General features: G+C 70.1%; 8 protein-coding genes. 7 read left to right on the top strand and 1 reads right to left on the bottom strand.

Translation table 11 applies throughout. The features are described from left to right. Positions 1–44 precede the first annotated feature (44 nt). From ACFYT4_RS23645 to ACFYT4_RS23625, 5 genes are all read left to right on the top strand, one after another. Positions 45–1,451, top strand: a complete 1,407-nt coding sequence (locus ACFYT4_RS23645; protein WP_389272355.1) for a class II fumarate hydratase — start codon at positions 45–47, stop codon at positions 1,449–1,451. Positions 1,452–1,648: 197 nt separating this feature from the next. After that, a complete protein-coding gene (locus ACFYT4_RS23640; RefSeq protein WP_389272352.1) occupies positions 1,649–3,406 on the top strand; it encodes a D-glucuronyl C5-epimerase family protein in 1,758 nt (585 codons plus the stop codon). A gap of 241 nt (positions 3,407–3,647) precedes the next feature. Continuing rightward, complete coding sequence (locus tag ACFYT4_RS23635) at positions 3,648–4,325, top strand: DUF402 domain-containing protein (protein WP_389272349.1); 678 nt, start codon at positions 3,648–3,650, stop codon at positions 4,323–4,325. A 491-nt stretch (positions 4,326–4,816) separates the two neighbouring features. Beyond that, positions 4,817–6,721: a SpoIIE family protein phosphatase gene (locus tag ACFYT4_RS23630; protein WP_389272346.1), complete on the top strand. Its 1,905-nt coding sequence runs from the start codon at positions 4,817–4,819 to the stop codon at positions 6,719–6,721. Between the two features lie 173 nt (positions 6,722–6,894). Next, positions 6,895–8,376: a catalase gene (locus ACFYT4_RS23625; protein ID WP_389272343.1), complete on the top strand. Its 1,482-nt coding sequence runs from the start codon at positions 6,895–6,897 to the stop codon at positions 8,374–8,376. Between the two features lie 224 nt (positions 8,377–8,600). On the opposite strand, the gene ACFYT4_RS23620 is transcribed toward ACFYT4_RS23625, so the two are convergent. Next, entirely contained in the window at positions 8,601–10,805 is a 2,205-nt protein-coding gene (locus ACFYT4_RS23620) for a transglycosylase domain-containing protein (protein ID WP_389272340.1), read from the bottom strand. Positions 10,806–11,104: 299 nt separating this feature from the next. On the opposite strand from ACFYT4_RS23620, the gene ACFYT4_RS23615 reads away from it, so the two are divergent. After that, complete coding sequence (locus tag ACFYT4_RS23615; protein WP_389272337.1) at positions 11,105–12,043, top strand: SPFH domain-containing protein; 939 nt, start codon at positions 11,105–11,107, stop codon at positions 12,041–12,043. Beyond that, positions 11,989–12,273, top strand: a complete 285-nt coding sequence (locus ACFYT4_RS23610; protein WP_389272334.1) for a hypothetical protein — start codon at positions 11,989–11,991, stop codon at positions 12,271–12,273. The genes ACFYT4_RS23615 and ACFYT4_RS23610 overlap by 55 nt, the downstream gene beginning before the upstream one ends. The last annotated feature ends 186 nt before the right edge of the window (positions 12,274–12,459 follow it).

Genomic DNA, 12,459 nt, shown 5'->3' with positions numbered 1-12,459 from the left:
GGGTTTTGCCCCGAACCGTACGCAGCACGGAGGTACTGGATCCCATGACCGACACCGGTGACAAGGGCGACGCCTACCGCGTGGAGCACGACTCGATGGGCGATGTGCGGGTCCCCGCCCATGCGAAGTGGCGGGCGCAGACGCAGCGGGCCGTGGAGAACTTCCCCGTGTCGGGCCAGCGGCTGGAGCGGGCGCACATCGAGGCGCTGGCACGGATCAAGGCCGCCGCCGCGCGGGTCAACGCCGGACTGGGCGTCCTCGACGGGGACATCGCCGAGGCCATCGCCGGCGCCGCCGCCGAGGTCGCCGACGGCCGCTGGGACGAGCACTTCCCGGTGGACGTCTTCCAGACGGGCTCCGGTACCTCGTCGAACATGAATGTCAACGAGGTGCTGGCGACCCTCGCCGGCGAGCGGCTGGGCCGCCCGGTCCACCCCAACGACCATGTGAACGCCTCGCAGTCGTCCAACGACGTCTTCCCCTCCTCCATCCACATCGCGGCGACGGCGGCCGTCACGGGCGATCTGATCCCCGCCCTGGAGCACCTCGCGGCCTCGCTGGAGCGCAAGTCCGCCGAGTTCGCGGAGGTCGTCAAGTCCGGGCGTACGCATCTGATGGACGCCACGCCCGTGACCCTCGGCCAGGAGTTCGGCGGATACGCCGCGCAGGTGAGATACGGCGTGGAGCGGCTCCGGGCGGCCCTGCCCCGGCTGGCGGAACTGCCGCTGGGCGGTACGGCGGTGGGCACCGGCATCAACACGCCGCCCGGTTTCTCCGCCGCGGTGATCGCGGAGGTCGCACGGGAGACCGGGCTGCCGCTGACCGAGGCGCGCGACCACTTCGAGGCGCAGGGCGCGCGGGACGCTCTGGTGGAGACGTCGGGCCAGCTGCGGACCGTCGCGGTGTCGCTGACCAAGATCTCCAACGATCTGCGCTGGATGGCGAGCGGCCCCCGCACCGGTCTCGCCGAGATCACCCTGCCCGACCTCCAGCCGGGCTCGTCGATCATGCCGGGCAAGGTCAATCCGGTGATCCCCGAGGCGGTGCTGATGGTCGCCGCGCAGGTGACCGGCAACGACACCACCGTCGCCGTGGCGGGCGCGGCGGGGAACTTCGAGCTGAATGTGATGCTCCCGGTGATCGCCAGGAACCTGCTGGAGTCGGTCCGGCTGCTGGCCTCGGCCTCCCGGCTGCTCGCGGACCGCACGGTCGACGGCATCACCGCGAACGTCGAGCGTATGAAGGTGTACGCCGAATCCTCGCCATCGGTGGTGACCCCGCTGAACCAGTACATCGGGTACGAGGAGGCCGCGAAAGTGGCCAAGAAGTCACTGACGCAGCGGAAGACCATCCGTGAGGTCGTTCTGGAGTCCGGCTATGTGGAGCGGGGCGTTCTGACCCTGGAGCAGCTGGACGAGGCACTGGACGTCCTGCGCATGACCCAGCCGTAGCGTCGATCAACCTCTATAAAGGGACATATCCCTACAAAATCATGGCCGATATAAGCGATATGGATGCTCAAATGCCACTGATAACCCATGGGTTATCACCGGCTACCCCTGTGCCGGAATGGGTAGCGTTACACATTTCAAGAGCCTTCACATACGATCCGGACCATCACTTCAGCACCCATGGGGGGTAAACACGCATGGCAGGAAAGAGGCGGGCTGATCTCGGCCGCAGACGGTTCATCCGGCTGGCGGGCGGCACCGCGGCAGGGGCGGCGGTGGCGGGGGGCGGCACCTTCACGGCCCTCGCCTCCGGCGTGTTCGACAAGACCACCCCCGACCCGTTCGGCGGGATGCCGAAGTCGCTGGCGCTGAGCCTGCCGTCCACGGGCGGCAGCGAGACCACGCTGCCGGACCTGCCGCACCAGCTCGCCGACGGCACCATCACCAGGCCGGATCCGTCCGTGGCACGGAAGATGCCGCGCGCGGACAGCGCACCCGTCGCCGAGGACGTCGCACGCGATGTGCCGACGGCTCTGCCCTTCGATTTCAAGAAGAGCGGCTACAAGGCCCTCGGGGACCTGCCCGAGCACATGCAGCCGTGGCGCGACCGGCCGACGCGCTGGTCCGGTGTGACACCGAACAGCGACAACGTCTATCTCGACGCCGAGGGCGTGCTGCAGTACCGGCCCGACCGCAACTCGCCCGGGTACGACCAGCCGGTGTCGCAGATCCAGTTCGCCCTGGGCTGTATCACCAGCTACCGCACCGAGACCGACCCGACCCGCAAGGCCCTCTTCCTCAAGCGCGCCAAGGCACAGGCGAAGCGGCTGATCGACCGGCGCGTCGAGGCCCGGGGCGGCTGGTACTTCCCGTACCCCTTCGACTTCACGCTCGGCGGGCACCCCGGCGTCACCTTCAAAGCGCCCTGGTATTCGGGCATGGCCCAGGGAGAGGCCCTGAGCCTCTTCATCCAGCTCTCCCAGCTGGAGGCGGTCACCGAGCAGGAGCGCACGCTCTACCGGGCCGCCGCCGACGGTGCCTTCGCCACCCTGCTGCGCGGCGAGGACGGCAGCCCCTGGGTCGTCAACAAGGACCGCTCCGGCTATCTGTGGATCCAGGAGTACCCGGGCGTCGGCTCAAGCGTCGACGACAACACGTACAACGGCATGATCTTCGCCATGCTCGGCCTCTGGGACTACATCCAGGCGACCGGCAACGAGCTGGCGGCGGAGCTGTACGACGGCTGCTGCACCACGATCGCGCGCTACTTCCCGCTGCTGCGCAACTCGCGCTGGTTCTCGTACTACTGCCAGACCCACCGGGTGCCCCACGCCGGCTACCACCAGCACCACATCGTCCTGCTCCGCCAGCTGCACTGGCAGACGGGCAGCCCCGTCTTCGCCAACCGGCAGGACACGCTGATCGACGACTTTCCGTATCCGTTCCTCAAGGCCGGTTCGGTGGTCGCCCTGGCCAAGGGCACGCACACGCTGTACCAGTTCAAGACGAACTCGGACGGCAGCTACTCCGCGTCCGGCGCCGACAAGATCGTGAGGTCGAAGAAGGTCACGTTCCCCAAGGCCACCTCGGCTCCCGCGAGCATGCGCCGGCGCATCCAGCGGCTCGGTATCTACTGCCGGATCAGCTCGGGCCCGTACAAGGACTGGTGGGTCGGCGAGTTCTACCCGAACGCGTTCGTACGGGGGGAGTTCGTGTCGTCGATGTACCGGCCGCACCGGACCCTCACGTTCCCCGCGAACAAGGACGTCATCGCCTACAAGTTCGGCACGGACGGCGCGACCGGTTCGACCAAGAAGGTCCGGTTCGCCAAGCCGTCGAAGGCGCCCTTCGACTGCCGGGCGGTCGTCAACGGCCGGCCGATGTGCCGGATCACGGCGGGCGGACTGACCGGTTACTGGGTGCCCTCCAACGACATCATCGCCGACGGGGCCTGACCGGCCGCCGCAGGACCGCCTGCCGCATCGAACGCCCGCCCCGGGACCTCTCGCCGCACGGAACGCCCGCGGCGGGCGGTCCCGGGCCCGTGACCGGCCGGGACGGCGCCCGGCCCGGGTCCGCTGGGGCCGGGTTCCGGCCACGGCCGGAGGGCGCCGCCCGCGCGCGGACCGGCGACGCGTACCGCGCCGTGCGCCCGTCCGCCGCCACGAGCGATGTGACGACCTCTAAAATCCGCTCATGACAGGCACGGAACGCAGGGAACGCTGGGAGCCCGGGGACCACATCCTCTGGCGCTATCGCGGGCTTGCCCCGGACCTGACGGGGCATGGTGTCGACATCTGCCGTCCCATGACCGTCGTCCAGGACACCGCCGATGTCCTCGCCGCGTGGATGGCTCCGGGCACGGAGTGTGTGAAACCGGTGCTCGCGGACGGCACTCCCGTCCATGAGCAGCCCCTCGCCACCCGCTACACCGCCCCGCGCACGGTCGTCCGCGACCGCTGGTGGGGCACAGGGGTGCTCAAGCTCGCCCGGCCCGGTGAGCCGTGGTCGGTCTGGCTGTTCTGGGACCCGGGCTGGGAGTTCAAGAGCTGGTACGTGAATCTGGAGGAGCCACGCACCCGGTGGGCGGACGGCATCGACTCCGAGGATCATTTTCTGGACATCTCGGTCTACCCCGACCGCAGTTGGCAGTGGCGCGACGAGGACGAGTTCGCCGAGGCCCAGCGGGTGGGCCTGATGGACGCCTCGAAGGCCGCACGGGTGCGGGAGGCGGGACAGGCCGCGCTGGAGGTCGTCCGGGCCTGGGGACCCCCGTTCTCGGACGGCTGGGAGCAGTGGCGGCCCGACCCCGCCTGGCAGGTGCCGGAGCTGCCGGCCGACTGGGGGCGTACGCCCGCGCGCATGGCGTCCTGAGGACGTCCGGGGGACCTCCGGGCACTCGGGAGACATCCGGGGCCGTCCCGGGGCCTCCGAGCCTTCCCGGAGGGCGGTCCGGCGTTCCGGTCAAACCGGTGCACGGACGGCACCGGACGCCGACCGGAGCGGCGGAACCCGTCTGAGCACGCAGATGTGCGGGAGGGGGCCCAGATGTGACGGGGTGCCCTTCCGCAGAATGTCTGACTCCGGTCCAAGAACGCACTCCGGCGCACGGGACGTCGTGAGACTCTTGATGCGCCCCCTGGGGGCAAACGTAGGATCGCCGTCCGCAAGGCTCGCCGTTCGGCAACTCTTCGGTAACTATTGAGCGCAGCGCAGGACCTGACCGTAAGTCATCACGAGTCACTACTAGGGGGTGGAGCCGTGCCGGATGCCTGCCACCCTGTCGACGCCACCAGCACAGCGGGTATACCGCCTCACAAGGCGTTCGCATCGCACACCCGGCCCAGACGGACGGAAGCCCAAGCGTGACGGAGCAGCCCACCTCCCACGAAGGCCGGCAGCCCTTGGCAGCCCGGTCGCAGGAACGCACCCGGCCCCGGGCGGAGTCGGCCGGGTCATCGGCCGTGCCCGCCGCGGGGGCGTCCGCCGTGCCGGCCGCGTCCGCCGCGGTTTCCGCGCCCGCCGGGCCGAACGGCCCCGCGCAGGACCTCGCGGGCACGGCCCGGCGCGAGGGCGACCGGCTGCGTTTCGTGGGCGCCGCGACCCGCAGGATCGCCCGTGGCATAGACCTCGACGAGATCGTGCTCGGGCTGTGCCGGGCGACCGTGCCGACCTTCTCGGACGCGATCCTCGTCTATCTGCGCGATCCCCTTCCGGTGGGCGACGAGCGTCCCGTCTCGCCGTTCCTGCTGCGGCTGCGCCGCACGGACAGGCTGCGTTTAGCGGATGACGGCGCCGACTTCGGCGGTACGGGGGTGCTCCCGGTCATCGACCAGCACAACGAGCTGACCCCGGCCGCGGAGACCTGCGAGGTGCGCTCGGGCGGCGCGCTCTCCGAGGTGCTGCGCGGGGTCCGCCCGGTCTTCGGCGATTCCGCGGCGGCCCGTGCCGCCCTGCCGGAGCTGCTGGGCGCGGACCGCACCGTCCCGAACGGGCACCGCGCGATCCTGGCCCCGCTGCGCGGCCGCCGGCGGGTGATCGGTGCTGCCGTTTTCCTGCGGCGCCCCGACCGGCCCGCCTTCGAGCCGAACGATCTGCTGGTCGCCGCGCAGCTCGCCACCCATACGGCGCTGGGCATCGACAAAGCGGTGCTGTACGGCCGGGAGGCGTACATCGCGGACGAGCTCCAGCGCACGATGCTGCCGGACTCACTGCCGCAGCCGACCGGCGTGCGGCTGGCCTCGCGCTATCTGCCCGCGGCCGAGACCGCGCGGGTCGGCGGTGACTGGTACGACGCGATCCCGCTGCCCGGCAGCCGGGTCGCGCTGGTCGTCGGCGATGTCATGGGCCACTCCATGACCTCCGCGGCGATCATGGGCCAGCTGCGCACGACCGCGCAGACGCTGGCCGGGCTCGACCTGCCGCCGCAGGAGGTGCTCCACCATCTGGACGAGCAGGCCCAGCGGCTCGGCACGGACCGCATGGCCACCTGCATGTACGCGGTCTACGACCCGGTGTCCCACCGGATCACCATCGCGAACGCGGGACACCCGCCGCCCATCCTGCTCCATCTGGGCGGACGCGCCGAGGTGCTGCGGGTGCCGCCCGGAGCGCCCATCGGCGTGGGCGGGGTCGACTTCGAGGCCGTGGAGCTGGACGCGCCCGCCGGTGCGACCCTGCTGCTCTACACGGACGGGCTGGTCGAGTCCCGGCTGCGGGACGTGTGGACGGGGATCGAGCAGCTGCGGGAGCGGCTCGCCGCGACCGCCCAGCTCACCGGACCGGACCACTCGCCGCCGCTGGAGGCGCTCTGCGACGACGTGCTGGACATGCTCGGCCCCGGTGACCGGGACGACGACATCGCGCTGCTCGCGGCCCGCTTCGACGGGATCGCACCGAGTGATGTCGCCTACTGGTTCCTGGACCCGGAGGACGCGGCTCCGGGCCGGGCCCGCCGGCTGGCGCGGCGCGCGCTGGCCCGCTGGGGCATGGAGGAGCTGAGCGACGCGGTGGAGCTGCTGGTCAGCGAGGTGGTCACCAATGCCGTGCGGTACGCGGAGCGCCCGGTGACGCTGCGGCTGCTCCGTACGGACGTACTGCGGTGCGAGGTCGGCGACGACTCCCCGCAGCTGCCCCGGCAGCGCAAGGCGAGGGACACCGACGAGGGCGGGCGCGGGCTCTTCCTGGTGAACCGGCTGGCCAGACGGTGGGGAGCCACCCGGCTCTCCAGCGGCAAGGTGGTCTGGTTCGAGCTGCCCACCCGTACCTGAGCGCGGACCCCACCACTTCTACCCGCAGGTAACTTCACCTGCGGGTTCCGTCCCCTGTTGCCGACAGAGCGTCGGCGGCGTTGACTGGGTCCTACAACGGCCGATGCGATCCATCCATGCCCGCATGCGCCCGCATGGATTCCCTCACCCCCCACCCGGACGGGAGGACGCTCGTGACCGAGTCATTCTCCAGGACGCCCGAAGCGCCCTACACGACCAACAACGCCGGCATTCCGGTGGAGAGCGACGAGCACTCGCTCACCGTGAGTCCCGACGGCCCCATCCTGCTGCAGGACCACTATCTGATCGAGAAGATGGCCCAGTTCAACCGCGAACGGGTCCCCGAGCGGGTGGTGCACGCCAAGGGAGCGGGCGCGTACGGCTTCTTCGAAGTCACCAACGACGTCACCCAGTTCACCAAGGCCGATCTCTTCCAGCCGGGCCGGCGCACCGACATGCTGGCCCGCTTCTCGACGGTCGCCGGTGAGCAGGGCTCCCCCGACACCTGGCGCGACCCCCGGGGCTTCGCGCTGAAGTTCTACACCGAGCACGGGAACTACGACATGGTCGGCAACAACACGCCGATCTTCTTCGTCCGCGACCCGCAGAAGTTCCAGGACTTCATCCGCTCCCAGAAGCGCCATCCGGCCACCGGACTGCGCAACAACGAGATGCAGTGGGACTTCTGGACCCTCTCCCCCGAGTCGGCCCATATGGTCACCTGGCTGATGGGCGACCGCGGCATCCCGAAGTCGTACCGCTTCATGAACGGCTACAGCTCGCATACCTATATGTGGGTGAACGGCGGCGGCGAGCGGTACTGGGTGAAGTACCACTTCAAGACGGACCAGGGCGTCGACTTCCTCACCCAGGCGGAGGCCGATGAGCTGGCCGGGACCGACGGGGACAAGCACCGGCGGGATCTGTACGAGTCCATCGCGTCGGGGAACGCCCCGAGCTGGACGCTCTATATGCAGATCATGCCGTTCGAGGACGCGCCGGACTACCGCTTCAACCCGTTCGACCTGACCAAGGTGTGGCCGCACGGCGACTACCCGCTGATCGAGGTCGGCCGGATGACACTGAACAGGAACCCGGAGGACTACTTCATCCATATCGAGCAGGCCGCCTTCGAGCCCTCGAATCTGGTGCCGGGCATCGGCCCGTCGCCGGACAAGATGCTGCTCGGCCGGCTCTTCTCGTACCCGGACACCCACCGCTACCGGATCGGCCCGAACTACGCGCAGCTGCCGCCCAACCGGCCGCACTCGGCGGTCAGCTCGTACGCCAAGGACGGACCGATGCGGTACACGCCCGCCAGTGCGGCCGTGCCGTACGCGCCGAACTCCTTCGGCGGCCCGGCGGCCGATGTCACGCGCTTCGGCGAGATCGCGGGCTGGGCGACGGCGGGCGAGATGGTGCGCGAGGCGTACCGGCTGCACCGCGAGGACGACGACTGGGGCCAGGCCGGCACCCAGGTCCGTGAGGTGCTGGACGACGCGGCCCGGGACCGGCTGGTGTCGAACGTCTCCGGGCATCTGCTCCAGGGTGTGTCCCGGCCGGTCCTGGACCGGGCGTTCCAGTACTGGCGCAACATCGACAAGAAGACCGGCGACCGGATCGCGAGCGCGGTGAACGGTGTGACCGGCGGCTGAGTACTCCGCGCGCGGGCACCTGCCGCCGTACGGACCGCCGGCCGGTGTGTGCGGACCGGTGTGACATGACGGTGCCCGTGGGTCCCGGTGAGGGATCCACGGGCACCGTCATGCCATCGGGGGCGTCACACGGCCGGGGAGCGGTCCCCTACCGGGCGCCGGGCCCGTCGCGGCGCGTCACACCGCGGGCGTACGCGGACAGGTGGCGCACGCCGGCCGCCCGGTCACGGGTTGCCGTTGGCCGTCCCCGGATCCGGGATCGCCGGGTCGGACGCCGACGGGCTTCCCGACAGGCTCGGGCTGGGGCTGACCGGCGGCGACGGGCTGGCCGGCGGGGAGGACCGGGTCCTCGACGGGGTCGGATCCGGCTTGTCCTCCGGCTCCTTCGTGGCAGTGCGCGAGGGGGACGGGCTCGCGGAGTCCGACGGCCTCGGGTCGGGATCGTTCCGCGCGGGCTCCTCGACCTCCAGGTCGAACTTCGCGTCGGCGTCCGCGCCGAGCGCGGCGGAGGTGTACGCCTGCCAGATCCGGGCGGGGAAGCCACCACCGTTGATCCGGCCCTTCTCGACCGTGTCGGTGAGGGTGACCTGCCCGGTGCCGTCGGCCTTCTCGCCGAACAGGGCGACCGCGGTGACCAGCTCGGGTGTGTACCCCACGAACCACGACGACCGGTTGTTCTCCGAGGTACCGGTCTTGCCGGCCGCCTCGTAGTCACCGGCCGCCCGCCTGCCGGAGCCCTCCTTGACCACACCCTCCAGGGCGGCGGTCACCGTGTCGGCGGAGTTCCTGCTGATCGCCTGCCCGCCGATCGGATTCTGCGGCTCGGCCTTGCGGGACCGGTGCTCGGCGGACTTCACGATGGTCGGGGTGACCTTCTTGCCGTGGTTGTCGAGCGTGGCGTACACCCCGGCCATGTCCCAGGTGGAGGCGCCCATCGTGCCGAGCGACATCGCGGGGCTCTCGGGCCAGCCCGGGCCATCGGTCATCCCGAGGCCGAGGGCGGTCTTCTTGGTCTCGGTGGGACCGACGTCCACGATCATCTGCGCGTACACGGAGTTGACCGAGCTGTTGGTCGCCTTCTGCACGCTGATCGACTTCCCGTAGTCCCGGTCGTCCTCGTTCTCGGGCGCGAAGGGGGTGTCGCCGCCCCGGACCGGGCGCTTGCTGGTGCCGTCGTACCGGGTGTTGAGGCTGATCTTCTGGCCGTCCTGGGTCTCGGACCCGTTCTCCAGGGCGGAGGCCAGCACGATCGGCTTGAACGTGGACGCGGGCTGGTAGTCGCGGCGGGTGGCGTTGGAGAGCCAGTGCTCGGTGGCACCGACACCGCCGTACAGCGCGACGACCTTGCCGGTGTCCGGCTCGACGGAGGTCGCGCCCGCCTGGACGGTGGCGTCCTTCTTGTCGCCCTCGCGGTCGAGCTTGTCCTCCAGCTGCTGCTCCACGGCCTTCTCCAGGGCCTTCTGGCGCTTGTGGTCGATGTTGAGGGTGATCGTCCAGCCGCCGGCCTTGATGTCCTCCTCGCCGATGCCCTGGCGCTCCAGTTCGGCGTTGGCGGCCTCGACGAGATAGCCGGTCTGGCCCTCCATACCGGGGTCGGCCTTGGGGGCCTTGGGCACCGGGAAGGTGAGCCCCTCGCGCTCCGCGGCGTCGAGCCAGCCCTCGCCGACCATGTTGTCCAGGACGTAGTTCCAGCGGTCGGTCACCAGTTCCTTGCCGGTCGGCGAGGCCGCCGCCCAGTCGTACTGGCTGGGGGCCTGGAGCAGGGCGGCGAGGTACGCGCCCTGGGAGACGGTCAGTTTGCCGGCGTCGACGCCGTAGTACGCCTGGGCGGCGGCCTGGATGCCGTACGCGCCCCGGCCGTAGTAACTGGTGTTGATGTACCCGGCGAGGATCTCCGACTTGCTCTGCTTCCGGTCGACCTTGAGGGAGATCACCAGTTCCTTGAGCTTGCGGGTGACCGTCTGGTCCTGTTCCAGGTAGTAGTTCTTGACGTACTGCTGGGTGATCGTCGAGCCGCCCTGCTTGCCCTTGCCGGAGAGGGTGTTCATCAGCCCGCGGGTCGTGCCCTTGAAGTCGATCCCGCTGTCCTTGAAGAAGGACTTGTTCTCCGCGGCGACGAAGGTGTATTGGACCTCACGCGGGATCTGCTCCAGCCCGATGATCTCGCGGTTGACCTTGCCGGTGCGGGCCAGGATCCTGCCGTCGCTGTACTTGTAGACGTTGCTCTGCATCTCCGCGTGGGCGTTGGCCGTCGGCACCGGCACCATCAGATAGATCACGAAGAACGCGCCCATGACGAGCAGACAGACACCGAGGAAGGTCCCCAGCAACTTCTTCCAGGTGAAGAAACGCCGTATGCCCTTGGGCTTGCTCTTCTGCGCCCGACGCGCCCCGCGCTGCCGGGCTCGTCGCTCCTCGGCTCGGCCCATCGCTCGTCCCGCTCCGCTCTTCGCTGCTTCGGATGTTCGTCCGCGGTCACTGTCCGACCGGGTGCCGACAGCGAGCAGCTCAGAAAACTAACACCGCTCGCTATGACAAAGGTTCACCGATCCGGCGTTTTTGGACGTGAGAATCAGCACCCCCTTCCCTGGAACCGACTCATGAGAGGTGCTCAGGGTTGCCGTCTGTTTTAATGTGTTATCACATTGCTAGTAGATCAATAGCCCCCAAAGATGGGCATAACGGTCAACTGCAGGGGCATAGACAGTCGATGAGGAGGGGGACGGTCATGGCCGGAGCCGGCATATCCATCCAGGAGGACGGACCGCGCACGCCCGGGCCGCGGGTCCGGGAATTCGCGGCCCACAGCATCGGCGGGGGCCTCGCGCTGCTGCTGGGGCTACTCGGTGTGGTCGTGGGCGCCGTGATGATCATCGTGGCCGCGACGGCGGTGGACGCGGCCGGCGGCAAGGCGGTGCTGATCGCGGGCGGCATCCTGCTGGCCCTCGCCTCGGTCGTCGCCATGTGCGGGCTGAACATGGTGGCGCCCGGTGAGGCGCGGGTCGTCCAGCTCTTCGGCCGCTACCGGGGCACGATCCGCACCGACGGGCTGCGCTGGGTCAATCCGCTGACCTCGCGGGAGAAGATCTCGACGCGGGTACGCAACCACGAGACCGCGGTGCTGAAGGTCAACGACGCCTACGGCAACCCGATCGAACTGGCCGCGGTGGTCGTCTGGAAGGTCGAGGACACCGCGCAGGCGCTGTTCGAGGTGGACGACTTCCTGGAGTTCGTCTCCACCCAGACCGAGGCGGCCGTACGCCATATCGCGATCGAGTACCCCTACGACGCGCATGACGAGAACGGCCTGTCGCTGCGGGGCAACGCCGAGGAGATCACCGAGAAGCTGGCGGTCGAGCTGCACGCCCGGGTCGAGGCGGCGGGCGTCCACATCATCGAATCGCGGTTCACGCACCTCGCGTACGCCCCCGAGATCGCCTCGGCGATGCTCCAGCGCCAGCAGGCGGGCGCGGTCGTGGCGGCCCGGCGCCAGATCGTCGACGGCGCGGTCGGCATGGTGGAGGCGGCGATCGCCCGGATCACCGAGCGGGACATCGTCGAACTGGACGCGGAGCGCAAGGCCGCGATGGTCTCCAATCTGATGGTCGTCCTGTGCGGCGACCGCTCCGCCCAGCCGGTCCTCAACGCGGGCACGCTCTACCAGTGACACCCCCGCACGAGCGCAAGCAGGTCCTGCTCAGGCTGGACCCGGCGGTCTACGAGGCGCTGGCGCGGTGGGCGTCGGACGAACTGCGCAGCGCCAACGCCCAGATCGAGTTCCTGCTCCGCCGCGCGCTGTCGGAGTCGGGCCGGCTGCCGGGGGGTGTGGCGCCGATCGCGAGGCGGGGGCGTCCGCCGAAACAGCCTCCGCCGGCGGCAGCGGAGGACGAGGAGTAGGGGAACGGGGGGGCGCCCCGGCGGGGGGCCGGGGAACGGGGGCGCCCTGGTGCCGGCGGCGGGGAGTCCGGGGTCCGCCGCCCCGGCGTCCGGGTATCCGGGCGTCCGCCCCTCCCGGCGGGACGAGAGCCACGGGTCCGGCGAGAGCGACGTCCGTTCTCCGCCGGACCGCGACCCCGCCGGGCC

The organism is Streptomyces sp. NPDC004609 (assembly GCF_042873655.1).
Lineage (GTDB): Bacteria > Actinomycetota > Actinomycetes > Streptomycetales > Streptomycetaceae > Streptomyces.
This window is presented reverse-complemented; position numbering and strand designations above follow the sequence as displayed.